The sequence below is a fragment of the Variovorax sp. CAN15 genome (genome assembly GCF_030462475.1).
Taxonomy (GTDB): Bacteria; Pseudomonadota; Gammaproteobacteria; order Burkholderiales; family Burkholderiaceae_C; genus Variovorax.
This window is the reverse complement of the sequence record NZ_JASMRZ010000075.1, coordinates 1-25,032: the sequence shown is the minus strand read 5'-3', so window position 1 is coordinate 25,032 and position 25,032 is coordinate 1. Positions and strand designations below refer to the sequence as shown.

26 protein-coding genes are annotated in these 25,032 nt (G+C 69.2%); 13 read left to right on the top strand and 13 right to left on the bottom strand.

Annotated features, from left to right (window positions below):
• Window positions 1-1,084 (top strand): M20/M25/M40 family metallo-hydrolase (locus QMO14_RS27730; RefSeq protein WP_301511124.1); only part of this gene is annotated, 1,084 nt, incomplete at its 5' end.
• 8 nt (window positions 1,085-1,092) lie between these two features.
• Entirely contained in the window at window positions 1,093-2,082 is a 990-nt protein-coding gene (locus QMO14_RS27725; protein WP_301511122.1) for a tripartite tricarboxylate transporter substrate binding protein, read from the top strand.
• Window positions 2,083-2,086: 4 nt separating this feature from the next.
• Here the strand turns inward: QMO14_RS27725 and QMO14_RS27720 are convergent, their stop codons facing one another.
• Together QMO14_RS27720 and QMO14_RS27715 are read right to left on the bottom strand one after the other, a co-directional pair.
• Window positions 2,087-2,893, bottom strand: a complete 807-nt coding sequence (locus QMO14_RS27720) for an alpha/beta fold hydrolase (RefSeq protein WP_301511120.1) — start codon at window positions 2,891-2,893, stop codon at window positions 2,087-2,089.
• 1 nt (window position 2,894) lies between these two features.
• The gene (locus QMO14_RS27715) at window positions 2,895-4,205 is read right to left on the bottom strand and encodes an O-acetylhomoserine aminocarboxypropyltransferase (RefSeq protein WP_301511118.1); all 1,311 of its coding nucleotides are present in this window, start codon (window positions 4,203-4,205) and stop codon (window positions 2,895-2,897) included.
• Window positions 4,206-4,371: 166 nt separating this feature from the next.
• Between QMO14_RS27715 and QMO14_RS27710 the strand changes: the two genes are divergently transcribed.
• Entirely contained in the window at window positions 4,372-4,824 is a 453-nt protein-coding gene (locus tag QMO14_RS27710; protein WP_301511116.1) for a CBS domain-containing protein, read from the top strand.
• A 138-nt stretch (window positions 4,825-4,962) separates the two neighbouring features.
• Here QMO14_RS27710 and QMO14_RS27705 read toward each other — a convergent pair whose 3' ends face one another.
• Together QMO14_RS27705 and add are read right to left on the bottom strand one after the other, a co-directional pair.
• A complete protein-coding gene (locus QMO14_RS27705) occupies window positions 4,963-5,955 on the bottom strand; it encodes a tripartite tricarboxylate transporter substrate binding protein (RefSeq protein WP_301511114.1) in 993 nt (330 codons plus the stop codon).
• Window positions 5,956-5,963: 8 nt separating this feature from the next.
• Complete coding sequence (add, locus tag QMO14_RS27700; RefSeq protein ID WP_301511112.1) at window positions 5,964-7,079, bottom strand: adenosine deaminase; 1,116 nt, start codon at window positions 7,077-7,079, stop codon at window positions 5,964-5,966.
• Between the two features lie 86 nt (window positions 7,080-7,165).
• On the opposite strand from add, the gene QMO14_RS27695 reads away from it, so the two are divergent.
• Window positions 7,166-8,131 (top strand): LysR family transcriptional regulator, encoded by a 966-nt coding sequence (locus tag QMO14_RS27695; protein WP_301511110.1) that lies wholly within the window; start codon window positions 7,166-7,168, stop codon window positions 8,129-8,131.
• 5 nt (window positions 8,132-8,136) lie between these two features.
• Here QMO14_RS27695 and QMO14_RS27690 read toward each other — a convergent pair whose 3' ends face one another.
• The gene (locus tag QMO14_RS27690; RefSeq protein WP_301511126.1) at window positions 8,137-9,354 is read right to left on the bottom strand and encodes a polyhydroxyalkanoate depolymerase; all 1,218 of its coding nucleotides are present in this window, start codon (window positions 9,352-9,354) and stop codon (window positions 8,137-8,139) included.
• A 94-nt stretch (window positions 9,355-9,448) separates the two neighbouring features.
• Here QMO14_RS27690 and QMO14_RS27685 point away from each other — a divergent pair, with 94 nt between their 5' ends.
• Entirely contained in the window at window positions 9,449-10,105 is a 657-nt protein-coding gene (locus tag QMO14_RS27685; protein ID WP_301511108.1) for a glutathione S-transferase, read from the top strand.
• A gap of 21 nt (window positions 10,106-10,126) precedes the next feature.
• Here QMO14_RS27685 and QMO14_RS27680 read toward each other — a convergent pair whose 3' ends face one another.
• Window positions 10,127-10,957 (bottom strand): helix-turn-helix domain-containing protein, encoded by an 831-nt coding sequence (locus QMO14_RS27680; protein ID WP_301511107.1) that lies wholly within the window; start codon window positions 10,955-10,957, stop codon window positions 10,127-10,129.
• Window positions 10,958-11,067: 110 nt separating this feature from the next.
• On the opposite strand from QMO14_RS27680, the gene QMO14_RS27675 reads away from it, so the two are divergent.
• On the top strand, window positions 11,068-12,054 hold the full coding sequence (locus QMO14_RS27675) for a tripartite tricarboxylate transporter substrate binding protein (protein ID WP_301511106.1): 987 nt from the start codon (window positions 11,068-11,070) through the stop codon (window positions 12,052-12,054).
• Between the two features lie 25 nt (window positions 12,055-12,079).
• A complete protein-coding gene (locus QMO14_RS27670) occupies window positions 12,080-13,396 on the top strand; it encodes an aromatic ring-hydroxylating dioxygenase subunit alpha (RefSeq protein WP_301511104.1) in 1,317 nt (438 codons plus the stop codon).
• Here the strand turns inward: QMO14_RS27670 and QMO14_RS27665 are convergent.
• Genes QMO14_RS27665 through QMO14_RS27640 form a run of 6 tightly spaced genes read right to left on the bottom strand, consistent with a single transcriptional unit; the run spans window position 13,393 to window position 17,519 of the window.
• On the bottom strand, window positions 13,393-13,740 hold the full coding sequence (locus QMO14_RS27665) for a DOPA 4,5-dioxygenase family protein (RefSeq protein WP_301511102.1): 348 nt from the start codon (window positions 13,738-13,740) through the stop codon (window positions 13,393-13,395). The two genes, QMO14_RS27670 and QMO14_RS27665, sit on opposite strands and share 4 nt — an antisense overlap.
• Window positions 13,741-13,747: 7 nt before the next feature.
• Window positions 13,748-14,377, bottom strand: coding sequence for a DUF4166 domain-containing protein (locus QMO14_RS27660; protein WP_301511101.1), 630 nt, complete (start codon window positions 14,375-14,377; stop codon window positions 13,748-13,750).
• Window positions 14,374-15,420: an SRPBCC domain-containing protein gene (locus QMO14_RS27655; RefSeq protein WP_301511100.1), complete on the bottom strand. Its 1,047-nt coding sequence runs from the start codon at window positions 15,418-15,420 to the stop codon at window positions 14,374-14,376. The genes QMO14_RS27660 and QMO14_RS27655 overlap by 4 nt, the downstream gene beginning before the upstream one ends.
• Window positions 15,421-15,462: 42 nt before the next feature.
• Window positions 15,463-16,404 carry a cyclopropane-fatty-acyl-phospholipid synthase family protein gene (locus QMO14_RS27650; protein WP_301511099.1) on the bottom strand — a complete coding sequence of 314 codons (942 nt, stop codon included), beginning with the start codon at window positions 16,402-16,404 and terminating at the stop codon, window positions 15,463-15,465.
• A gap of 32 nt (window positions 16,405-16,436) precedes the next feature.
• Window positions 16,437-16,859, bottom strand: a complete 423-nt coding sequence (locus QMO14_RS27645; protein ID WP_301511097.1) for a thiol-disulfide oxidoreductase DCC family protein — start codon at window positions 16,857-16,859, stop codon at window positions 16,437-16,439.
• Window positions 16,860-16,919: 60 nt separating this feature from the next.
• A complete protein-coding gene (locus QMO14_RS27640; protein WP_301511095.1) occupies window positions 16,920-17,519 on the bottom strand; it encodes a GbsR/MarR family transcriptional regulator in 600 nt (199 codons plus the stop codon).
• Window positions 17,520-17,643: 124 nt separating this feature from the next.
• Here QMO14_RS27640 and QMO14_RS27635 point away from each other — a divergent pair, with 124 nt between their 5' ends.
• A complete protein-coding gene (locus QMO14_RS27635) occupies window positions 17,644-18,738 on the top strand; it encodes a PA0069 family radical SAM protein (RefSeq protein WP_301511093.1) in 1,095 nt (364 codons plus the stop codon).
• 267 nt (window positions 18,739-19,005) lie between these two features.
• Here QMO14_RS27635 and QMO14_RS27630 read toward each other — a convergent pair whose 3' ends face one another.
• A complete protein-coding gene (locus QMO14_RS27630) occupies window positions 19,006-19,905 on the bottom strand; it encodes a LysR family transcriptional regulator (RefSeq protein ID WP_301511091.1) in 900 nt (299 codons plus the stop codon).
• Between the two features lie 69 nt (window positions 19,906-19,974).
• Here QMO14_RS27630 and QMO14_RS27625 point away from each other — a divergent pair, with 69 nt between their 5' ends.
• The 5 genes from QMO14_RS27625 to QMO14_RS27605 form a co-directional block, all read left to right on the top strand.
• Complete coding sequence (locus QMO14_RS27625) at window positions 19,975-21,426, top strand: amidase (RefSeq protein WP_301511089.1); 1,452 nt, start codon at window positions 19,975-19,977, stop codon at window positions 21,424-21,426.
• Window positions 21,427-21,468: 42 nt separating this feature from the next.
• Window positions 21,469-22,440: a tripartite tricarboxylate transporter substrate binding protein gene (locus QMO14_RS27620; RefSeq protein ID WP_301511086.1), complete on the top strand. Its 972-nt coding sequence runs from the start codon at window positions 21,469-21,471 to the stop codon at window positions 22,438-22,440.
• Between the two features lie 11 nt (window positions 22,441-22,451).
• Window positions 22,452-23,612 (top strand): MFS transporter, encoded by a 1,161-nt coding sequence (locus QMO14_RS27615; protein WP_301511085.1) that lies wholly within the window; start codon window positions 22,452-22,454, stop codon window positions 23,610-23,612.
• 3 nt (window positions 23,613-23,615) lie between these two features.
• Window positions 23,616-23,906, top strand: coding sequence for a hypothetical protein (locus QMO14_RS27610; protein ID WP_301511083.1), 291 nt, complete (start codon window positions 23,616-23,618; stop codon window positions 23,904-23,906).
• A gap of 112 nt (window positions 23,907-24,018) precedes the next feature.
• The coding region (locus tag QMO14_RS27605) for an RNA methyltransferase (RefSeq protein ID WP_301511081.1) at window positions 24,019-25,032 on the top strand (1,014 nt) is incomplete at its 3' end.

Sequence of the window (25,032 nt, the reverse complement as noted above, 5' to 3'; positions counted from 1 at the left end):
GCGCGGCGAGCGCTGGTACGGACGCGGCACGGCCGACAACAAGGGCCAGCACAGCATCAACCTGGGCGGCCTGGCTGCAGCGCTGGAAGCCCGTGGCGGCCGCCTGGGCTACAACGTGACCTGGCTCATCGAGATGGGCGAGGAGGCTGCCTCGCCCGGCCTTCACGCGGTGTGCGAGCAGCAGCGCGACAAGCTGCGCGCCGATCTGTTCATCGCCAGCGACGGCCCGCGCGTGAGCGCCGCGCGGCCCACGCTCTTCCTCGGCTCGCGCGGCGCGGTCAACTTCAGCCTGCGGCTGCGCGCGCGGCCTCGCGGCTACCACTCGGGCAACTGGGGCGGCGTGCTGGTCAACCCGGGCACGGTCATCAGCCATGCGGTGGCCTCGCTGGTGGATGCGCGCGGCCGCATCCTCGTCGAGGCGCTGCGTCCGCCGCCGGTGGCGCGGGCGGTGCGCGACGCGCTGGCCAGCATCGCCATCGGCGGCGGCGCGGACGATCCCGAGGTCGACGAGGCCTGGGGCGAACCGGGCCTGAGCCCGGCGGAGCGGCTCGTGGCCTGGAACACCATCGAGGTGCTGGCGCTTGGCGCGGGCTCGCCGCAGCGGCCCGTCAACGCGATTCCCTCCGAGGCCGTGGCGCACTGCCAGCTGCGCTTCGTGGTCGGCACGCCGTGGCAGGACCTGCAGAAGATCGTTCGCGCGCACCTCGACGCGCACGGCTTCGGCCAGGTCGAGGTGCAGGTCACGCTGACTGGCGCCGCGACGCGGCTCGACGTGGAGAACCCCTGGGTGGGCTGGGCGCGCAAGTCCATCGAGGAAAGCAGCGGCCAGCGGCTCGACCTGCTGCCCAACCTCGCCGGCTCGCTGCCCAACGACGTCTTCGCCGACCTGCTGGGGCTGCCCACGCTGTGGGTGCCGCATTCGTACCCGGCCTGTGCGCAGCACGCGCCCAACGAGCACCTGCTCGCGCCGCTGGCGCGCGAGGGCCTGCAGATCATGGCCGGCCTCTACTGGGACCTGGGCGAGCCGGGCCTTGCGCCGTGGGCCGCAGGCCGTCTTTCGCAATCCGCTTCCACTCTCTCCTGACACGCACCATGGACATCGCCATCTCACGCCGCCGCTTCGGCCTGCTGCTTTCCGCCTCCGCCGTCGCGGGTCTCCATGCGCCCGCCTTCGCACAGGGCACCTGGCCCGGACGGCCCATCCGGCTGGTCGTGCCCTTTCCGCCCGGCGGCGGCACCGATCTCGTCGCGCGCGCCATGGGGCAGACGCTGTCGGAGCAGCTCGGCCAGCCAGTCGTGATCGACAACAAGCCCGGCGCCTCCACCATCATCGGCACCGACGCGGTCGCCAAGGCCGCGCCCGACGGCTACACGCTGCTGCTGTCGGGCTCGACCAGCTTCAGCGTGAACCCGGCCCTGCGCGCCAAGCTGCCCTACGACACGGTGCGCGACCTCGCGCCCATCGCCATCGTGGCGCGCACGCCGCTGGTGCTGGTGGTGGGCAAGGGCCAGCCCTGGCAATCGCTGCCCGAACTTATCGCGGCGGCCAAGGCCAAGCCGAAGAGCATCCGCTACGCCACCTTCGGTTCGGGCTCGGGGCCGCACCTGTCGGGCGAGCTGTTCGCAATGGCCGCGGGCATCCAGCTGCAGGACATTCCGTACAAGGGCAGCAGCCAGAGTTCGCTGGCGGTGATCGGCGGCGAGGTCGAAATCGCCATCGATACCGTGGCCGCCGTGGCGCCGCACGTGCGCGCGGGCAAGCTGCGTGCGCTGGGCATCGTGGGCGCGACGCGCTCCAGCATGCTGCCCGAGGTGCGCACGCTGGCCGAGCAGGGCCTGCCAGAGGCCACCTTCGACGCCTGGTACGGCTTTGCCGCGCCGGCACGCACGCCGGCGCCGGTGATCGACAAGCTCGCTCGCACGGTGGTCGCCACCATGGGCCACCCGGCGCTGCAGGCCCAACTGCGCGCGCAGGGCATGGAGCCGGTGGCCATCGGCGCGGCCGCATTCCGCGCGCAGATGGAAGGCGAGATCTCGCGCTACCGCGCGCTCGCCCACCGGGCGGGCATCGCGGCGGAATAAGCGCTCAGGCGCTCAGGAAGTCGCGCAGCGCGAACAGCACCGCATCGGGCGCCTCGCTCATCAGCGAGTGGCCCGCGTGCACCGTCACCACCTTCGCGTTGCGCGCCTTGCCCACCAGCGCCTTGGTGGCGCGCGGCGGCGTCATCTGGTCGGCATCGCCCAGCAGGAACAGCACCGGGCACTGCACCTTCTCCATCGCAGCCTCGCCGTTGGCGTAGTCGTTGCAGGCCTTGAAGCCGATGTGGAACACGTTGGCCTCGCGGTTGCTCGCCAGCACGCGGCGCATCAGCGCGCGCGAGCTGCCGTAGAGCCAGGTGCCGGGGCCGAGCGAGGAGGGCGGCGGCGCCAGCAGCGAGTGCGAGAAGGTGTTGACCATGGCGATGGCGCGCTGCGGGTCGCTCACCGAACTTTCGAGCAGCGCGGGCGACACCACCATCGGGTAGGCCGTGCCCACCATCGCGAGCTGCGTGATGCGCTCCGGCGCGCGCGAGGCCGCCTCCAGCGCGATCAGCGAGCCGAAGCTGTGGCCGACCAGCGCGGCCTTCTGCACGCCGGCCGCGTCGAGCAGCGCAATCACGAACTGCGCCGCCTCTTCCACGCTGGCCGGCGGCGGGCCGTCGCTCTTGCAGTGGCCGGGCAGGTCGACCGCGAGCACGTTCCAGCCGTGGTTGGCGAACCAGCGGCTCTGCAGGATCCACACGCTGTGGTCGTTGAGCACGCCGTGGATGAAGACGACGGTGGGCTTGGCCGCATCGAAGGGCTTGCCGCCGGTGTAGCAGTACGCGGTGTGGCCGTTGACGGTGTAGTTCATCTCAGGCCCCCGCCTTTTCCGCGGCCTTCAGGGCGCGCTTCAAGTCGTCGATCAGGTCGGCAGGGTCTTCCAGGCCGATCGACAGGCGGATCGTGCCCTGCGAAATGCCCGCGCCCGCCAGCGCCTCGTCGGTCATGCGGAAGTGCGTGGTGCTCGCGGGGTGGATCACCAGGCTGCGGCAGTCGCCCACGTTGGCCAGGTGGCTGAAGATCTTCAGCGCCTCGATGAAGGCCTTGCCCTGCGCGCGGCTGCCCTTGATGTCGAAGCTGAACACCGCGCCCGCACCGCGCGCGCCGTGGCGCAGCAGCTTCTGCGCGAGCGCATGGCTCGGGTGCGATTCGATCAGCGGGTGCCCCACGCGCGACACGAACGGGTGGCTCGCGAGGAACTCGACCACCTTCTGCGTGCTGTCGATGTGGCGCTCCATGCGAAGCGGCAGCGTCTCGATGCCTTGGAGGATCAGCCAGGCCGTGTGCGGGCTCATCGAGGCGCCGAAGTCGCGCAGGCCTTCGCGGCGCGCGCGCAGCAGGAAGGCGCCCACCGTGCTTTCCTCGCTGAACACCATGTTGTGGAAGCCGTCGTAGGCCTGCGTCAGCTCGGCGAACTTGCCCGATTTTTCCCAGTCGAAGCTGCCGCCGTCCACCACCACGCCGCCGATGACGGTGCCGTGGCCCGAGAGGAATTTGGTGGCCGAGTGGTAGACCAGATCGGCGCCCCAGTCGAAGGGCTTGATGAGGTAGGGCGAGGTGAGCGTGGAGTCGACCAGCAGCGGCACGCCGGCCTCGTGCGCGATGTCGGCCACGGCCGGGATGTCGAGCACGTCCAGCCCGGGGTTGCCCACCGTCTCGCCGAAGAAGAGCTTGGTCTCGGGGCGCACCGCGGCGCGCCAGCCGTCGAGATCGCCCGGCTTCACGAAGGTGGTCTCGATGCCGAAGCGGCGCATCGTGTAGTGCAGCAGGTTCTGCGAGCCGCCGTACAGCGCCGTGCTGGCCACGATGTGCGAGCCGGCGCCCATCAGCGTGGCCACCGACAGGTGCAGCGCCGCCTGGCCGCTGGCGGTGGCGATGGCGCCGATGCCGCCTTCGAGCGCCGACACGCGCTGCTCCAGCACCGCGTTGGTCGGGTTGCTGATGCGCGAATACACGTGGCCGGCGCGCTCCAGGTTGAAGAGGGCGGCGGCGTGATCGCTGGATTCGAAGACGAAGGAGGTGGTCAGGTGGATCGGCACCGCCCGCGCGCCGGTGGCGGGGTCGGGCGCGGCGCCGGCGTGCAGCGCGAGGGTGTCGAAACCGGGGTCGGAATATCCGGGCATGAGGGCCTTTCTCTTGTCTGAGCTGTTGTCTCCTGGCAAAGCCCCGTTACGTCTGCATTCATGCGTGCGCGACAGGGGCGCTCAGGTCGGCGTCGATTGTGGGCTATATTCAAAAACGGCACGCCCGCCGAGATAGCCGAGATTGAGTTCCCAGAGGAGCAAAACGATGAAAGTCAGCGACATCCTTCGCGTCAAGGGCAATACGCTCTTCACCATCACGCCAGACGACCTGCTGGCAGAAGCCGCCAAGACGATGGCGGAAAAGGACATTGGTTCGCTGGTGGTCATGGAGCACGGCGACCTGGTCGGCATGCTCACCTTCCGCGAGGTGATCGTGACCATCGTCGGCAACGGAGGCCAGGTCGGCACCACGCAGGTCCGCAAGGCCATGGACGACGCCCCCGTCACCTGCACGCTCGAAACCGACCTCGACGAGATCCGCCGCATCATGCTGGAGCGCCACGCGCGCTACATGCCCGTGATGGACAAGCGCATGCTGATGGGCGTGATCAGCTTCTACGACGTGGCCAAGGCCGTGGTGGACAGCCAGAACTTCGAGAACAAGATGCTCAAGGCCTACATCCGCGACTGGCCGGCGGAAGACGAAAAGGCCGGCTGATTCATTCGGGTGCCGGGCGCAACGTCCGGCGCCATGCAGGAACACCGAGGTACCGGTTCCGCCGGGCCTCGGGTGTTGTCCCCCGGTGGGGGGTAGGGGAAGCGGACACGAAGTGCCGCGCAGCCTGGGGGCGAGCCCCTACTCTTTGATGTTGGCGGTCTGCACGATCTTCTGGTTGCGTGCGTACTCGGCCTGCACGAACTTCGCGAACGATTCCGGCGTGCCGCTGCCCGGCAGCGCACCTTGCTCCACCAGCTTCGCGCGAACCCCTTCTTCCTGAAGCACCGCATTGAGTTCGTGGTTGATCTGCGCGACCACCGCCGGCGGCGTCTTCGCGGGCGCGAAGATGCCGGTCCAGCTCACCATGTCGAAGCCCTTGAGGCCGGGCATCTCGTCGAAGGTGGGCACGTTGGGCAGCGCGGCGAGCCGCTTGGTGCCGGTGATGCCCAGCGCTTTCAGCCGCTTGCCGTTCACGTGCGGAATGGCGCTGGTGCTCACCAGCATCGCCAGGTCGACCTGCTCGCCGATCACGTCGGTGGCGATCTGTGCGCCGCCGCGGTAGGGCACATGCGTCACGAAGATGCCGCTGCGTTCCTTCAGCAGCTCCATGGCCAGCTGCAGCACCGTGCCCACGCCCGAGGTCGCGTAGTTGTACTTGCCGGGCTTGGCCTTGGCGAGCTTCACGAAGTCGGAGAAAGTCTGGGCCTCCAGGCCGGGCCGCGCCACCAGCACCATCGGCGCGGTGTTCAGCAGGCCCACCGGCGCCAGGTCCTTCAGCGGATCGAAGCGGAAGGCCGAGGGGTTCACCAGCTTGCCGATGGCGATGGCGCTGTCGGGGCCTGCCACCAGCGTGTAGCCGTCGGGTGCCGCGTTCACCGCCTTGGCCACGCCGATGGCGCCGCCCGCGCCGGCCACGTTCTCCACCACCACCGACTGCTTGAGCCGCTCGCCGAGGCGCTGGGCCACGAGACGCGCGTTCACGTCCACGCTGCCGCCGGCGGTGAAAGGCACGATCAGCGTGATGGGCTTGGCAGAGGGCCAGGCCTGCTGGGCGAAGGCCATGGTGGGCAGGGCGGCGCAGAGCGCGGCCGAAAGGGCTGCACAAAGCAGCAGGCGGCGGGGCGTGTTCATGGCGTGGGTCATCCTTGGTGATCGGGGGAGGGGGCGGGTTCGCTTGCGAGCCGGGCGCGCAGGGCGTCGAACTCGGCGCTCCACTGCGTGCGCCAGTCGCGGCGCTGCGCGTCGTCGATCCATGCGCCATCGAGGCCGTTGAGCATGAAGCCGCCCAGGTGGTCCAGGCCGAAGCCGAAGTCGCGCACCATCATCAGCCAGGCCTGCGTGGGCGTGACCTTGTGCAGCGTCGGGTCGTCGGTGTTGGGGTGGATGCGCAGGCCCAGGGCGGGCATGCGGCGGATCGGATGATCCAGCGCCCAGCGCTCGGGCGGCAGCGTGCGCAGGTAATACGAGTTGGTGGGCACCACGGTGAAGATCACGCCGCGCCCGGCGCACTTGCGCGCGTAGTCGGGCTGGTCGACCACCGTGTAGCCGTGGTCGATGCGGTCGACTTGCAGGTCGTCGAGCGCGGTGCGCACGTTGGTCCAGGGCATGCCGAACTCGCCCGCGTGGGCGGTGGTCTTCAGGCCAGCCTTCTTCGCTTCGGCGTAAGCCTGCGCGAACAATTCCGGCGGACGGTCGTTCTCGCGGTAGTCGATGCCGATGCCGATCACCTCCTCGCAGCGGTTGGCCTTCACCCACTCGACCATCTCCACGGCCGCCTCGGGGCTGGCCTCGCGATCGATGGCGGCGATGAGGCGGCCCGAGATGCCGAACTCCTGCTTGGCGTCGTGGATGGCGCGCACGATGGCGCCCTGCGCGAGCGGGTAGGCGATGCCCGACTCGTGCACCGTGCCGGTCGGGTTCCAGAAGAACTCCGCGTGGCGCACGTTGTGGGCGGCGGCGTCCTGCAGGTATTCGAGCGTGAGCTGGTAGAGGTCGACAGCGCTGCGCACCAGCTGGGCGTCGAGCGCGCGCAGCACCCGCAGCACGCCGACGGGCTTCTCGYCGCGCGTGTAGAAGCCCTCGATCTCGTCGTCCGCCAGCGGCGAGCCGGCGCGGCGGTTGAGCTGCCTGAAGGTCTCGTGGCGCACCGTGCCGAACAGGTGGCAGTGCAGCTCGGCCTTGGGCATGGCGTGCAGCATCTGCTCCAGCGTGAGGGGCGCTGCGGAGGCAACGGGCGCGGACGTGGGGCTGGTCATGGCGGCAGTCTAGTAATGGCGTCCTCATAAGGAAAATTTTGAATTTCTATAATTTGATTCACTGAATCAATAACCGGGGATCCGCCATGGCCGCCTTGCCCCTGCGCGCGCTCACGCTGCGCCAGCTCCAGTTCTTCTCGGTGCTGGTGGAAGAAGGCCAGTTCGGCCGGGCGGCGCGGCGGCTGGCCATCACGCAGCCGGCCCTGAGCAACGCCATCAAGCAGATGGAAAAGCTGCTCGGCGCCGAGCTGCTCACCCGTTCCACCCACCGACTGGAACTCACGCCCGTGGGCGCCGAAGTGCTCTCGCGCACCGACTTCCTGGTCAACACCTTCGAGGTGGCGCTGCGGGACATCGAAAGCACGGTGCAGCGCGGACGGGCTTACGTGCGCGTTGGCGTGATTCCCTCGGCCAGTGCGCGCGTGGCGGCTGCGGCCAGCGAGTTCCTGCAGACGGAAGGCCGGCGCGAGGTGGAGCTCTCGTGGCGCGATGCCCCCTCGAACACGCTGCTGGCCGAGCTGCGCAGCGGCCAGATCGACATGGCGGTGGCCGCCATCACAGAGCCGCCAGGCGGGCTGACTTGCATCGACCTGTTCCGCGATCCGCTGGTGCTGGTGGTGCGGCGCGACCATCCGCTGGCGGCGGCCGGCGACGCCAGCTGGGAGGCCATCGGCAAGGAACGGCTGGTGCTCTTCGAAAGCGGCAGCATGCCCGCGCTGGGCAACCCGGCGCGCGCGCAGTTCGCGCAGGGGCCGCAGCCGTACCGCGTGAGCTACTCCGAGACGCTCTATGCGCTGGTGCGCGGCGGGCAGGCGCTGGGGCTGATGCCGCGCCTGTACACCTCGTCGCTGCGCGACCCCGAACTGGCCGTGGTGCCGCTGCTGAAGCCGCGCGTCGAGCGCCGCGTGGTGCTGGCCTACCTGCCGGGGCCGATGCGCAACGTGGTGGCACAGGAGCTCATCGCCTTCCTGCGCGAGCGGCTGCCGCAGGCCGGCGAGGCGACGGTGCGGCGGGTGAGCGGCAAGGGCGTGCGGGCGCGGCGCCAGCCGTAGTCAGCTCACCCCAGCTCGGCCGCCGCGTAGATTGTCTCGCGCACGCGTGGATAGATCTGCGCGTTCCACTTGCTGCCGCTGAACACGCCGTAGTGCCCCACGCCGGCCTGCAGGTGGTGCGCCWTGAGGTAGGGCCGGATGCCCGTGCAGAGGTCTTGCGCCGCCACGGTCTGCCCCACGGCGCAGATGTCGTCGCGCTCACCCTCCACCGTGAGCAGCGCCGTGCGGCGGATGGCTGCCGGGTTCACGGTGCGCTCGCCCACGGTGAGCCTGCCCAGCGGCAGGTCGTAGGTCTGGAACACGCGCTCCACCGTCTCCAGGTAGAACTCGGCCGGCAGGTCGTTCACCGCCAGGTACTCGTCGTAGAAGGTGCCGATGGTGCGGGCCTTCTCGATGTCGCCTTCGACCAGATGGCTGTACATGTCCTCGAACTGCTTCTTGTGCCGCTCGGGGTTCATGCTCATGAAGGCCGACAGCTGCAGGAAGCCCGGGTACACCCGCCGCATCATGCCGGCGTGCGGCCACGGCACGTGGCTGATGAGGTTGCGCCGGAACCAGTCGATCGGCCGGTCGGTCGCGAGCTTGTTCACCGCCGTGGGGTTGATGCGGCAATCGACCGGGCCGGCCATGAGCGTCAGGCTGCGCGGCGTGGCTGGGTTGTCGTCCTCGGCCATCAGCGCGGTCGCGGCCAGTGCGGCCACGCAGGGCTGGCATACCGCCACCATGTGCACGCCCGGGCCCACGGCCTCCAGGAAGCGGATGAGCTGCAGCGTGTAGTCGTCCAGCCCGAAGCCGCCGTGCCACAGCGGCACGTCGCGCGCGTTGTGCCAGTCGGTCAGGTACACGTCGTGGTCGCGCAGCAGGGTGCGCACCGTTTCGCGCAGCAGCGTGGCGAAATGGCCCGACAGTGGTGCGGCGAGCAGCACCGGCGGATGCACCGCATCGGTGTTCTTGCGGAAGTGCAGCAGGGTACCGAAGGGCGAGACGAGGGTTTTCTCCTCGTGCACGGCCACTTCGGCGCCGTCGGACACCACGCTGTGGATGCCGTAGTCGGGCCGCGTGTGGGTCAGCCGCATGCGCGAGAACACCTCGAACTGGGCGGCCATGCGCCGCATCATGGTGCGTTCGGTGCCTTCCTTCCACAGCGCCTTGGCCATGTACTGGGCCGCGAGCCGCGCCGGGGAGAGCAGGTCGGCTTGGTTCTGGTAGGCCCGGTACAGCATGGGCATCGCGCAGGCAAGTTGCGGGCCAGCCGCATGGCATGGGGCTTGCACGCGGACTGGACCAAAGGGCGCAACGCCCAAGGAGAGCTTCGAGATGGCCAAACCCGTTCTCACCATCAGCAGCAAGAACTACGGTGCGTGGGCGCTGCGCGGCTGGCTGATGTGCAGGCTGGCGGGGCTGGATTTCAGCGAGAAGGTGATCCCGCCCGACGATCCGGCCATGAAGGCCGAAATGCTGCTGCTGTCGTCGTCGATGCTGGTGCCCTCGCTGCAGCACGGCGGCGTGAAGGTGTGGGACACGCTGGCCATCGGCGAGTACCTCAACGAGATCAAGCCCAAGGCAGGCCTGCTGCCCTCCGACATCGCGGCCCGTGCCCACTGCCGCGCCATCTGCGGCGAGATGCATTCGGGCTTCGCCTCGATGCGCGGCGCGCTGCCGATGAACATCAAGGCCCATTTCAAGAACTTCAAGGTGTGGTCGCGCGCGCAGGCCGACATCGATCGCATCGTCGCCATCTGGCGCGAGTGCCTCAAGGCCTATGGCGGCCCGTTTCTCTTCGGCGGGCAGCCGGGCATGGCCGACGCGATGTATGCGCCGGTGGTCACGCGCTTCCTGAGCTACGACGTGGCGCTCGACAGCGTCTGCGCAGCCTATTGCAAGCGCGTGATGGAACTGCCGGCCATGAAGGAATGGGTGGCTGCCGCGAAGCAGGAGCCCGACGAGATCGACGAACTCGACGCGGAGTTCTGAGCCCGGGCCCGCCGTCGCGCTTCATGCATTCGCGGAAGGCGGCGGCCCGAAGCCGGCCTGCGCCAGCTTGCGCTCGATGCTCTGCGCGGCCTGCTGCATGTCGGCCAGGTGCGCGGACACGATCTCGCGCTCGCTCTTCACCGCCGGCAGCCAGGCGCAGCTGAGGCAGCCCACTACCCGGTCTCCGTGCCGCAGCGGCACCGACACCGCGCCGAAGCGGTCGGGCGAATCCAGGCTGGTCGAGGTCGGGTCGCGCGCGACGTAGCCCAGGTCGCGCGCATGCGCCACCATGCGTCGGATGTTCTCGGGGCGCCGCGCGCCGCGGTCGAAGTCGTTCGGCGAGCGCGCCAGCGCGGCGAGGATCTCGCGCCGCTCGTCCTCGGGGCAGAACGACAGGTAGCAGCGGCCCAGCGACGACAGCAGCATCGGCGGCCGGAAGCCCAGCGCGCGGTAGTTGACCGCCAGGCCGTTGCGCGGCCGGTCGGTGTCGAGGATGAGCATCGCCGTGCCGTCGCGCACGCCCAGGTCGATGGGCCATGGCACCAGCCGCTGCAGCGTGGCACGTGCAGGCGCAGCAAGCGCCGAAAGCCGCGTGCGCCATGCCGCCACGGGCCCCGACTGGCCGGTGGCCGACGCGGGCACGTAGCGTTTGTCATGCTCGCTGCGCTCGACCCAGCCCGCCTGCTGCAGCGTCTTGAGGATGCGCAGCAGCGTGGCCTTCGACACGCCGGTCTGCCGGTGCAGCTCCTGCAGCGTGACGGCCGAGGAGCGCTGGATGGCCAGCATCACGTCGAGCCCTCGGCGCAGTGCGTCGATCGACTTCACGCTCTGCGTGCCCATGGTGTCGGACATGCCGGCCTCCAGAAAAAGGTTCACTCAGTGAAACTATATCTTCTGGCCGCGCAGCCTCGTTCCTACAGTGCGTTCGACCCCAACGTCGTCCCACCGAGAAGGAAAAGAGCATGTTGTTTCACCATCGAAACGCGGCCCGTGCCGCAGCTGCAGCCGTTCTTTCGCTATGTGCCGCCACCGCGGCCATGGCGCAGGCATGGCCCTCCAAGCCCATCACCATCGTCGTGGCCTACCCGGCGGGCGGCGACACCGACGCCATCGCGCGTACCTACGCCGAGAAGCTCTCGCAGCGCACCGGGCAGCCGGTGCTGGTCGACAACCGGCCCGGTGCGAGCGGCATGATCGGCAACGTGTGGGTCGCGAAGGCGCCCGCCGACGGCTACACGCTGCTCTTCACGCCCAGCACCTTTCCCATCGCGCAGCACGTGCTGAAGGCCGGTCCCGGCGTGGCGCACGACGTGGTGAAGGACTTCACTCCCATCGTGAAGACCGGCAACATCCCGCTGCTGCTGGTGACCTCGCCGGCGAGCGGCATCCAGAGCGTCGCGCAGCTCGTGGCGGGGGCGAAGGCCGGCAAGACCGTCACCTACGGCACGCCGGGCGCGGGCTCGCCGATGCACATCGCGGGCGAACTGCTCAACAAGGACGCCGGCATCTCGGCCACCCACGCGCCGTATCGCGGCGTGGCGCCGGTGGTGAACGACACGCTGGGCGGCCACGTCAGCGTGGGCTGGATCACGCCCGGCGCGGTGGCGGGCCACATCGCCACCGGCAAACTGCTTCCGCTCGCCGTCGCGGAACGCCAGCGCACGAAGCTGATGCCCGAGGTGCCCACCTTCATCGAGCTGGGCTTCAAGGACGTGGACGTGAGCGCATGGATGGGCCTGCTCGGCCCGAAGGCGATGCCTGCCGACGTGGTGCAGGCGCTCAACAAGCATTTCAACGAGATCCTGAAGATGCCCGACGTGCAGGCCAGGATGGCCGCGCTCGGCATCGAACCCGTGGGCGGTGCGCCGGCCGTGCTGGCGAAGCAGATTTCCGACGACGACCAGCGCTTCGGCAAGCTGGTGCGCGAGTTCGGCATCCGCGCCGATTGAACACAAGCGACAAGGAGACCGAGCAATGTTGAGCGAAGAGAAGAACCGCCTGCTGACCGAAGTGGGCCCCGGCAAGCCGATGGGCGACTACCTGCGCCGCTACTGGCACCCGATTGCCGGCGCGAGTGAGTTCGACGGCAAGGCGGTGAAGCCGCTGCGCATCCTCGGCGAGGACCTGGTGCTCTACAAGGACCTGAGCGGCAACTACGGCCTGGTCGATCGCCGCTGCCCGCACCGCAACGCCGACATGTCGTACGGCTATGTCGAGCAATGCGGCCTGCGCTGCAGCTACCACGGCTGGCAATACGACCAGAGCGGCCAGTGCGTGCACCAGCCCTTCGAGGAAACGCTGGACCCCGGCGCGCGCATGCGCAGGAACACGAAGATCAAGGCCTACCCGGTGCAGGAGAAGGCCGGGCTGCTCTGGGCCTACATGGGCCCGCAGCCGGCGCCGCTCTTGCCCGACTGGGAGCTCTTCAACTGCGCGAACGGCTTCGCGCAGGCGGTGTTCGCACAGATTCCTTGCAACTGGTTCCAGTGTCAGGAGAACTCCATCGACCCGGTGCACTTCGAGTGGACACACAACAACTGGACCACGCGCCTGCAGGGCGATGCAGGGCCGTATGTGCCCACGCACCTGAAGCTGGCTTTCGAGGAGTTCGAGCACGGTTTCGTCTACAGGCGCCTGCGCGGCGGCGAGCGCGAGGACAACGTGATGTGGACCACCGGCCGCGTCACGCTGTGGCCCAACGGCTTCTTCCTGGGCCACCACTTCGAATGGCGCGTGCCCATCGACGACCACAACACGCTGAGCGTGCTGTGGGTGCTGAGCCGCGTGCCGAACGAGCAGGAGCCTTACGTGCAGGAGCGCATTCCTTCCTGGTACGGGCCCATCAAGGACCCGGCGACGGGCCGATGGATCACCAGCCACGTCGCCAACCAGGACTTCGTGGTGTGGGTGGGGCAGGGCGCCATCACCGACCGCACGCGCGAGAAGCTGGGCCAGAGCGACAAGGGCATCGTGATGATGCGCCGCCGCTTCTTCGAGGAACTGGAGGCGATGCAGGCCGACCCGGCGTACGAGCCCAAGGGGCTGATCCGCGATCCGGAAAGGAACCGCGACGTGTTCCTGCCCTCGGCGTGCCGCGACGAGATGATCCATGGCCTGCCGCGCAAGGAGCTGGCGGCGCATCCGCTGCTGGGGCCGTATCTGAAGGATTTCTTCGGGCAGGCCGGGCAGCCCGACGACGTGCGCGCGGCCTACGAGAAGGCCATCGGGCAGAAGGTGGAGGGCGCCGCCTTCTTCAAGGTGCACGGCGCCGGCGCTGAAGAGACGGCCTAACGGCGGAACATCCGCAGGTCGAGTTCGCTTTCCTCGCCCAGCCACATGGCGTGCGTCGTGTGGTCGGCGAGGTCGTCGCCGGTCACGCCGTGCACGAACACGTCGAGCCCGTCGCGGTTGGCTTCGAGCCATCCGATGACCTGGTCGAACTCGGCGGCGTCGAAGGCGAGCTGGCAGCTCCAGTGAGGATGCGGGCCCACCAGCCGCTCGTGCACGCGGCCGACCACCACCATCAGCTCGCGGCCCGCGCTTTCGCAGAGCGCCTTGGCCCGCGCCAGCGTGTCGGGGCCGAAATAGACGTGCGCGTGGTACTGGGCGTAGAGGTTTTCTGGGCGGCGAGGCATGGTGCGCTCATTGTGATCCCGTTCGCGGGCCGAGGTGGAAGCGCCCGCCGTAGCGGAACACGTCGCCGAACCAGCGGTGGCGCAGCAGCATCTTCATGGTGAAGCGGTCGGCGTCGGCCGGATCGGGCCGTTCCCCCACATAGGCGGTGCCCATGAACAGGCCGAGCGGCAGCGGAATGCGCAGCCCCGCGATGCGCCAGACGTAGCCCAGGTCGCGGAACACGAGTGCGCCCTCTTCGGCGCTCACCGCGAGGCGCATGCCGATGCCGAAGCGCACGTACTCGGTCACCTCGCTGCCATGGGCGGCGTCGTGTTCCATGTGCGAGCGGAAGTGGAAGGGCGGCCTGCCGGGGAAGCGGAAGACACGGTCCCAGTAGAGCGTGGCGTTCTCGGGGCGGCAGCGGTAGTGCACCTCCATGGGCACCTCCTTGCCCTGGTGCGGCACCAGCGCGCCGAACAGCCGGCCGAAGGGCATCAGCAGCGCGGCCCAGGGCGCGTGCCAGACCTCGTCCATGGTGCCGCGCACGCAGACGTGGTCGTTGGAGAAGGGCCGCATCGTGTAGTGGCGGCGGACGACGTCGCCGAGCCGGTCCCACGCGGGACCAAGCGCTTGCTGGAAGACGGGTTGCATCGTCATCGAACCGCCGCAGTTGCCGTGGCTTCGGCGCGTGCCTTGTAGAAACGCAGGATGTTCTCCGAGGCGTCGTTCAGCAGCAGGTGCATGACACGGTCGGCATACCAGTTGAAGCTGGTGCTCAGCCGCCACGACACAGCCACGCGCAGCTCGGTGCCGCCGTCGCGCGGCGTGAGCGTGTAGGTGGCGTCGCGCAGGTCGAAGTACTGGCCGCCGATCATCACGTGGTCGTCGAGCGCGCCCGCCGGGAAGGAGTCGGGCGAGAAGCGGAAGCGCCACTTCAGCAGGCGGTTGGGCTCCCACTCGGTGATGACTTCCTCGAAGTGCACATTCTTCTGCCACTGCACCTGGCGCACGCGGCCCTGGGGCGTGTCGACGGTCACACCCGACACCGGCATCGGCACGCCGATGCGGTAGGCCCATGCGTCGCCGACCTCGGCGGGGCGGATGTCGCTCGCGGCGTTGAGCTCGTGCCACACGCGCTCTGCCGGCGCGGCGATGAAGAGCGCGCGCGAGGTGCTGGAGAACTGGTCGGGGTTGGGCAGCTGGGGCTCGATGGCGCCCAGCACCAGCGGCAGCATCGCGAAGCTGTAGACCGCCTGCTTCGGCCAGTTGGTAACGCGGCACACGATGCCCATCGCCAGCCCGCCCACGCTGCCCATGGTGGCGAACAGCGGCACGATGACGATCGCGCATATCAGCCCCTCTATGAACACCACCAGCGTGCCGCCGACGAAGAGCGAGGTCGCCACCCACGGCGCCCAGATGTAGTAGCCCCAGCTGCGGCGCTCGATGCGCTCGGCCATGTACACCGTGACCGCGCCGCACACCGCGGGCACGAAGTAGACGAAGGAAGCCAGCATGGCCGAGTAGGGCTTGCCGGGGGCGCTGCTGAAGAACAGGCGCAGCACCAGCGCGACCGCGGCGCCGATGGCCATCGGCCAGAACCAGCCGAAGGGCATGCCGCGAACCGGCTTGGGCTGTTCTTCCTGCGGTTCAACGGGTGCCATCTCGGCGAGCCTGCTTTCTTCGGGATCGTTTTGCATGAAAAGCCTCTTCTCCTCTTTCTGTCTGTATTCGTGTCGTGCTCAGTCGGCGCGGCGCGTGGCGGTGACCATGCAGTAGTCGAAGTCGCGCCAGAACATGCCCAGCGCCAGGGCGCAGTAGCTGGCCACGATGTGCTTGCGCCGCCATGGGCTGAGCCTGCCGCGTGCCTTCCAGAGTTCCGCCAGGGTGAAACGGGTGGCCAGCACCGGGATGTGCAGCGCGCTCGGCGCCACGCGCCAGCGCAGCGACTTCACTTCGACGTCCTCGAAGCCGTGCGCGTGCAGCGCGGCGACGAAGTCTTCGCGCACGGCCAGCGTCGGGACGGCCCAGCTGTCGGCCCACAGGCGATGCAGCCAGCCTGCGATCCCGCCGGGGCTGCGGCGCAGCAGGAAGCCGTCGACCGCCGCGAAGCGCGCACCGGGCTTCAGCAGCCGCGCGGCTTCGCGGATGAAGTCGGCCTTGTCGGTGCCGCCGGCATAGCAGGCGCTTTCTACAGCCCACGCACCGTCGGCTTGGGCGGCGGGCAGGCCGGTGCGGGTGTAGTCGGCTTCGATGTGCGCCATGCGGTCCGCCACGCCCGCGGCGGCGTCGAGCTTCGCGGCGATGCGGTTCTGCACGGCGACGTTGGTCACTGTGATCGCGTAGAGCGATGCATGGTCGCCAACCAGCGTGCGCGCGGTGGCGCCGGCGCCGCAGCCCATGTCGATCACGCAGCGGCGGGGCGCGTCGTCGAGGCGCAGCGCACGGCCGACCACGCGGTTCATTTCGACGAGCATGCCTTCGCGGCGCAGCGGGTTCAGGCCCGCGCGCCAGAAGCCGAAGTGCATGTTGTAGCTGGGGCTCCATGCGCTGTAGTCGGTCGCGACCTCGGTGAAGTAGTCCTGCGTGTCCTCCGCCGTGATGGGGGCGCCGGTGTTCTCGGACTGGGTGCGCGCAAGCGTTTCGCGTGGCATGCGGAAGTCGGTCTGGAAGACGGTGGGCATGGTGGTTCCCTCGGGTGGTTGTTGCTTTCTCTTCAGATGCGGCAGTTGCCGTCATCGCAGGACGGCGCAACGCGCCCCGCCAGCCTTGCGGCCAGCCAGCGCGGAATGCGGTAGCGGTTGCGAGCCAGCAGCGCATAGGCGCGATCGGCCAGCGGCGCGACCAGCGGAAGGTCGAGCAGCAGGCTGCCGCTGGACAGGCCCACCGCCGTGCGGCAGATGCGGATCGCCGGCACGCCGACATGCACCTTGCCTTCGGCGTCGCAGACGTGGATGGCCGCCATCAGCGCCTCGCGCGGTGCCGGGCCGCCGGTGAAGGCGGAGGGCGAGCAGTCGACCAGCAGAAGCCGGCCCGCCGCGTCGCGCGCCTTGAGAGCGCCCATTTCGGCGGAGCAGATCGCGCAGCTCGCATCGAAATAGATCGTGAGCGGGTAGGCAGGTGTCGCGATGCGGCTCATGGTGTTCTTTGTTCTCGATATTTCTGTTGAAAAAGAAATGATTGGGCAAAAAAAGAGGCCTCAGATCATGGGAAGGCTGGCGTGGTGCGCGTCGGGGTCTTCGCCCTTGTCGCCGCCGCTCTTGCCGCCTGGCGGCGAGTCGCCGCGCACGAACTTCTGCACGCTGGCACCCAGCGTCAGCACCTTGTCGAGCGTGCCTGGCGACAGCCGCAGCATCTCGTCGGCCCAGGTGGCGAGCTTTTCCATGAGCTCCATCGTGGAGCGGATGCGGTCCTGCGCGTCGGCGGGTTCCTTCTGGAAATCGGGGCTGGACACCAGCTCGCGCAGCACGCGCACCGTGGGGTCGAACTCGCGTTCCTTGCGCTCGCGCACCACGGTGCGGAACAGCTCCCACACGTCGACGCTGGTCTCGAAGTAGTCGCGCCGGTCGCCCAGCGTGTGGGTGATGCGCACCAGGTTCCAGGCCTGGAGCTCCTTCAGGCTGTTGCTGATGTTGGAGCGGGCCACGCCGAGCGTGTCGCACAGCTCCTCGGCGTTCATGGGCTTGCCGTAGGCGAAGAGCAGGGCGTGGATCTGCGAGACGGTGCGGTTCACGCCCCACAGCGAGCCCATTTCGCCCCAGTGCAGGACGAACTTGCGTTGGATGTCGGTGAGTTCCATGGCGCCGAGTTTAGGATTCTCGAAATTTCTGTCAAGAAAGAAATTAAAAAATAGGCAACGACGGTGAATCGTTGGAATACTGTATGAATAAACAGTAAATCGAGTTGCCAAGGAGTTGCCGACCATGCCAGCCGCCCGTATTCCCATCCACGCCGTCAAGGGCCGCGGCGCGGCCACGCACATCGCACACCGTTTCTCGAAAGACGAGCGCGACGCCTTCGACGACGGCTGGGGCACGCTGGAGGAGGGGGCGGCCGAGGCCGAGACGCTGCAGCCCATCGCCACCGAGGTGCGCTTCGAAGACGTGAAGTCTGCGCTCAACGAGAACGACTCGCCCGACATCTACTTCGACCGCTCGCTCAACCCGTACCGGGGATGCGAGCACGGATGCATCTATTGCTTCGCGCGTCCCACGCACAGCTATCTCAACCTGTCGCCCGGCCTCGACTTCGAGACTAAGCTGATCGCCAAGCGCAACATCGCCGAAGTGCTGCGCACCGAGCTCGGGCGCCGGAGCTACCGGCCCAGCTACATCGCCATCGGCACCGCCACCGACTGCTACCAGCCCATCGAGCGCGAGCTGCGGCTCACCCGGTCGGTGATCCAGCTGCTGAGCGAGGCGCGGCACCCGTTCGCGCTGGTCACCAAGTCGAGCGCCGTCGAGCGCGACCTCGACCTGATCGCACCCATGGCCGCCGACCACCTGGCGGCCGTGTACATCACCGTGACCACGCTCGACGGCGACCTCGCCCGCAAGCTGGAGCCCCGCGCGGCCGCACCGCACCGCCGGCTGCGCACCATCCGCGCGCTCACCGAGGCCGGCGTGCCGGTGGGCGTGAGCGTGGCGCCGCAGATTCCCTTCGTCACCGAAGACATGGAGCAGGTGCTCGAGGCCGCATGGGAGGCCGGCGCGCGCAGCGCCTTCTACACGGTCGTGCGGCTGCCCTGGGAAGTGGCGCCGCTCTTCAAGGAGTGGCTCGCGCTGCACTACCCGCAGCGGGCCGACCGCATCATGGCGCGCATCCACGAGATGCGCGGCGGCAAGGACTACGACGCCGACTTCGCCACGCGCATGAAGGGCTCGGGCCTGTGGGCCGACCTGATCCACCAGCGCTTCCAGAAGGCGACGAACCGTCTCGGCTACAACCGCGAGCGCATTCCGCTCGATGTCTCCGCGTTCCGGCCTCCGGGCACGGCGGGGCAGGGCAGCCTTTTCTAGCTAGGGCCTGTTCACACTATTTCCGGGGTCGCGAAGGGCAGCCAGGGCGGGTCAATCTAGGCGCGCGACGACGCGTGTGCATGCGCACACGCTAGGAGCGCAACGCCGAGAGACCCGCTCTGGCTGCCCTTCCCGCAGGGTTGGCGCTCCAAGGGGCCGTCTGCGGCGTTGCCCGCGCTTGCAAGGCGCCAGCCTTGCTGCGCACGGGCGCCTTGCAGCCAGCCCCTTGGATCGCCAACGCGACCCCGGAAATAGTGTGAACAGGCCCTAGGCCGCCTGTCGCAGCGATGCCCGCGCGCACGCCAGGAAGGGCTGGATCAGCGGGCTGTCCCAGTCGCTGCGCCAGCAGGCGGCGATCTCCATCTTCGCGTCGACGTTGCGCAGCGGCCTGAACACCACGCCCGGCGGCCGGCCGATCCGCGCGCATGCGGGCAGGATGGCCACGCCCTTGCCGGCCAGCACCAGTGCCAGCGCCGACACCATGGTCTCGACCCGTTGCGCGACGGGCATGCCCACGCCGTGCCGCCTCAGCATCGAGGCCACCACCGACTTGTCGAGATTGCCCTCGGGCACCGGCAGCCCGATGAGCGGCACGCCCTCGAGCCGCTGAAGCGGAACGCTGGCCATGCGCGCCAGCGGCGAGTCCGCGCGCACCGCCAGCATCAGCGGCTGGGTGCCGATGCGCTCGACCGAGATGCCGGCCTGCGCGATGGGCGGGATGCAGATCGCCACCGACACGTCGGAATCGGCGACGGCCGAGATGTTGTTCACCGCGTTGAGCTCCACGTACTGGATCTCCACGTCGGGCAGCTTCGCGCGCAGCGCGTTCTCCAGGCGGGGCAGCACCAGGTAAGAGAGCACCACCATGGTCCCGACCGTGAGCCGGCCCCTGCTGCCCGAGCCTATGGCCCGCGCGGCGTCGAAGCCCTCGTTGGCCAGCAGCAGGGCTTCCTTCGCGCGCCTGAAGAGCGCGTTGCCGGCGTCGGTGATCTCCATGCCGCGCGCCGTTCGCTGGAACAGGGGTGTGCCCACCGAGGCTTCCAGGTTCCTGATGTGCACCGACAGCGGCGGCTGTGCCATGTTGAGCCGGCGTGCCGCCTTGCCCACGCTGCGTTCCTCGGCGACGGCCACGAAGTAGCGGAGCGTTCTGAAGTCTGGTGCTGCCATACGCTGGTCATATGCCTTTTCGAGAAAACAGTATTGGACTCGCTGTGGGAGCGAATCAATCATTTGCGCATGCAAAAGTATCCCCGCCTTCCGAAGTCCGAGATCTGCGAAATGTCCGCCGTGACGCTGCGCTCCCTCGTCGCGCAACGCAAGCTCTCGCCGGTGGAGATCGTCGCCGAGGTGCTGCGCCGTGCCGACGCGGTGCAGCCGCTTCTGAACTGCTTCGTCACCCTGTGCCACGAGCAGGCCATGGAAGAGGCCAGGAAGGCGGAGGCGGCCCTGATGAAGGGCGAGGCGCCGGGCCTGCTGCACGGCCTGCCGTTCACGGCGAAGGACATCGTCGACACCGCGGGCGTCAGGACCACCTACGGCTCGGTGCTGCACCGCGACCACGTTCCCGCGCAGGACGCGCTCGCCGTGGCGCGCATTCGCCAGGCCGGCGGCATTTTGATCGGCAAGACCACCTCGTCCGAGTTCGGCGCCAAGTGCATGACCGATGCGCCTCTTTTCGGCAGCACGCGCAACGCGTGGGATGCCACCCGCACCAGCGGCGGCTCCAGTGGGGGCGCGGCCGCCTCCATGGCGGCGGGCGTCGCGCCCCTGGCCATCGCCACCGATGGCGGCGGCTCCACCCGCATTCCCGCCGCCTGCAACGGCGTGGTCGGCCTGAAGCAGAGCCTGGGCGTGGTGCCGCACAGCCAGGTGCAGGACGCCTTCGGCAACTACACCTACGTGACGCCCACCACGCGCGACGTGGCCGACACCGCGCTCATGCTGCAGGCCATGACCGGCGCGCACGGCTGCGATCCGTGGTCGCTGGGCGTACCCACGCAGCCTTACTTCGACGCGCTGCGGCCCGCCTCGGACCTGCGCGGAAAGCGCATCCTGTACCGCGCGACGCTGGAGGGGCGCTCGATCTCCACCGACGTCGCCGCCGCCTTCGAGGCAGCGCTCGCCACGCTGCGCTCGATGGGCGCGCGGCTGGAGGAGATGCCCGACGAGGGCTATGACGTCGAGCCGGTGTGGCGCGTGATCAACCACACCAGCTGGCGCGGCCGCTTCGCGCCGCTGGCCGAGGCGCACGGCGAGAAGCTCAGCCCCTCGCTGCTGCGGCAGCTCGCGCTGGCGCAGCACGTCGACGGCGTCGCCTTCCAGCAGGCCATGTTCGCCAGGACCGCGCTCTTTCGCCGGGTGCAGGCGCAGCTGGAGACGCACGACTTCATCTTCACGCCGACCCTTTCGCGCACGGCGCTGCCGATCGACCAGGACCTGTTCGGAAGCATCGAGATCGACGGCGAATCGTTTGCCGACCTGAGGCCGAACTGGTTCCCGTGGACGATGCCTTTCAACCTCACGGGCCACCCAGCCATCAGCCTGCCCTGCGGCGCCGGACGCGACGGCTTGCCCATCGGCATGCAGCTGGTCGGCCGCTTCCGCGAAGACCAGCAACTGCTGCAGGCCGCGGCCGCCTTCGAGGCCGCGCACCGGCCGGCGAACGCATTGCCCGTGCTGGCTTTCTGAGCCGGCTCGCCACCCATTCCCAACTCCGCAGGTACTCCCACCATGGCCTCGTTCCTCAAGACACTTCTGCTGGGCGCCTCGATCGCCCTGGCCGGCGCGGTCGCGCATGCCGACAGCGCCGCGCCCATCCGGCTGATCATCGGCTTTCCGCCGGGCGGTGCGCTCGACGGCCTCGCGCGCTCGCTGGCCGAGGACCTGCGCACCACGCTGAAGGAGCCCGTGCTGGTGGAGAACCGCCCCGGCGCTTCCACTCGCATCTCCATCGAGGCGGTGAAGACGGCGAAGCCCGACGGCCGCACCATCCTGCTCGGCGCCACGCCGCCCTTCGTGCTCTTTCCGATGACCTACGCGCGGCTGAACTACGACGTCGACAAGGACTTCGTTCCCCTCGCGCACCTGGCGAACGTGCCCAGCGTGATCTCCGCGGGTGCGAACCAGCCGTTCAAAACGCTCGCGGAATACGTCGCATGGGTCCGGAAGAACCCCTCCGGCGGCAGCGTGGGGCTCACCAACCTCGGCGGCGGCCTGCACTTCAGCCTGCTGCAGCTGTCGAAGGCCATCGGCGTGCCGCTCACGCCCGTCACCTACCGGGGCGGCGCGCCGCTGGCCACCGACATCATCGGCGACCACGTGCCGCTGGGCGCCGACGCGCTGGCCAGCCAGCTCGAACTGCACCGCGCGGGCAAGCTGCGCATCCTGGGCGTGGCGGGCACGAAGCGGCTGAGCTGGCTGCCCGATGTTCCGACGATCAAGGAATCGGGCTACGACGCCTTCGACCGCGCCAATGCCGCGTATGCCGCGTTCGTGCCGGCGGGCACACCGAAGGACGTGGTCGCGAAGCTGGAGTCGGCCTTTCTCTCCGCGATGCGCAGCCCGCAGGTGCGTGCTCAGGTCGATCGCATGGGCCTCGAGCCCACGGGGCAGCCCGGTGCGGAAGTGACGCGGATCATGGCTTCGGACCGCGCGTACTGGCGCCCCATCGTCGAGGCCTCGGGCTTCAAGAGCGAAGACTGAACGCAGAAGTGATGACCACCCACGGCGCAGACGGGGAGGACAGGGCAGGCTGGGCGGTGCTCGCAGCCGCCAGCGCCGGGGCGCTGCTGTGCTTTCTCAACCTCAGCGCGCTCAACGTCGCTCTGCCGGCCGTGGCGCGCAGCCTGCATGCCTCGCCCACGCAGGCGAGCTGGATCCTGCTGTCGTACATGCTGGTCAGCACCGTCTGCATCCTCAGCTTCGGGCGGCTGGCCGACCTGTGGGGGCGGCGCAGGCTCTTCCTCGCGGGGCTGTGCGTCTTCGTGGCCGCCTGCGCGGCATGCGCATTCGCGCCCGATGCCGGCGTGATGCTGGCGGCCCGCATCTGCCAGGCGGTGGGCGCGGCCGGCGTCATGGCCAACGCCAGCGCGCTGGTGGGCGATGCCTTCGGCCGCCGCAGGATGGGCCTCGCGCTCGGCGTGCTCGCCATGGTCGCGGCGCTGGCGCAGGTCGTGGGCCCGCTGGCCGGCGGCTTCGTCGTGTCGTGGTGGGGCTGGCGCGTGCTCTTCATGCTCAATGTGCCGCTGGGGCTGTGCGTGCTGGCCCTGTCGTGGAAGGTGCTGCCAGCGGTCGCGCCCGCGCGGTCCGAGCGCTTCGACCTTGCAGGCGCGGCGCTTTCCTTCATCGGCATCGGATGCGTGACCTACGCGCTCTCGATGGCGGGCACGCGCGGCTGGACGAGCATGCCGGTGTGGGCGTTCATGCTCGCGGGGCTTGGCGCCGTCGCGCTGTTCTGCAGGGTCCAGGTGCGCGCATCGAGTCCGCTGGTCGATCCCTCTCTGTTCGGTGACCCGGCGCGCCGCGCCGCCTACGCGGGCATCCTGCTGCTCTCGATGGCGCAGGCCGCGCCGCTGGTGCTGGTGGCGCTGTACCTGCAGGCCTGCGCGGGGCTCGAGCCCTCGCAGGCGGGCCTGCGCGTGGCCCCGGTCGCATTCGGCATGCTGATGGCCGCGCCGGTGGCGGGCATGCTGATCCGGCGCTTCAGCCCCGAGTCGGTGTGCGTGGGCGGCATGCTGCTCGCGGCCGGCGCGCTGGCGATACTGGCCACGCTGCTGCGGCCGGAGATCGGCGCGGTGCAGCTGTCGCTGTGCCTCTGGGGGCTGGGCCTGGGCATCGGCAGCTTCGTGACGCCGAACAACGCGTCGATCCTGTAGACGGTGACTCCCCGGCGCAGGGGCATCGCCAATGGCGTGCGCTCGACGCTGCAGAACACCGGGATCATGGTGGGCACCGCGCTGGCGCTCAGCGTGGCGCTGGCGCGGCTTTCGCCGGACTCGCAGCGCAGCGTTCTCGGCAACGGCGGCGCGGGGCTTTCCGGCCTCGACGTGGCCATCTTCACCCGCGGCACCAGCGCCGCGCTGGCCCTGCTGGCGGTGCTGTGCCTCGCGGGCTCGGCCATGATCGCCAGCAGCCGCCGCCGGGCCATGAGGCTGCAGTCGCAGGGCTGAGGCGGCCGGCGCCGTGCACAATCCGGGGCTTGTCGACCATCCTCCCGTGCGTTCGGCATTGGCCCGAAGGGGCCGCCGGCAGGCACGGGAAGCTTCCAGCCCCAGAGGGCGCATGCGAATCCACGAACTGAAAGAGCGGCTGCGAAAAGCCGGAGCCGGCCCCAGCCACGAGCAGCGCATCCTGCGGCTGTGGTCCCACGCCCTGCCCAGGAACAGCGGCAGGCGCCTGCCCGCGAGCTTCTTTCCCGCGCCGCTGATGGAAGCGCTGCCGGCCATCGAGGCCGAGCTTGCGGGGCTGGCGCGCGTGGTCGCGGCGCATCCGGGTGCCGATGGCTCCGAGCGGCTGCTGGTCGCGCTCGCCGACGGCCAGACCGTCGAAAGCGTGCTGCTGCCGCGCGACGGCCTCTGCGTGTCGTCGCAGGTGGGCTGCGCCGTCGGCTGCCAGTTCTGCATGACGGGCCGCGACGGCCTGCTGCGCCAGGTGGGAAGCGCCGAGATCATTGCCCAGGTTGCGCTCGCGCGCACACGCAGGCCGGTGCGCAAGGTGGTCTTCATGGGCATGGGCGAGCCGGCGCACAACATGGACAACGTGCTCGAGGCCATCGAGCTGCTCGGCACCGTGGGCAACGTCGGCCACAAGAACCTCGTGTTCTCCACCGTGGGCGATCCGCGCGTATTCGAGCGGCTCGCCAAGGAGCGCGTCAGGCCCGCGCTGGCGCTTTCGCTGCACACCACCAAGGCCGAGCTGCGCAGGAAGCTGCTTCCGCGCGCGCCCAGCATGACGCCCGAAGAGCTGGTCGCCGCCGGCGAACGCTACGCGCGGGCCAGCGGCTACCCGATCCAGTACCAGTGGACGCTGCTCGAAGGCGTCAACGACGGTCAGGACGAGATCGACGGCATCGTCCGCCTGCTGTCGGGCAAGTTCGGCGTGCTGAACATGATTCCGTTCAATGCGGTGGATGGCGTGGAGTTCAACCGCCCGTCGCGGGAGCGCTGCAAGCTGATCGCCCGCACGCTGCACGAGCGCGGCATCCTCACGAAGCTGCGGCAGTCGGCGGGGCAGGACATCGACGGCGGATGCGGCCAGCTGAGGGCGCGGGCAACGGAATTGGCCCAAGTCGCCGAA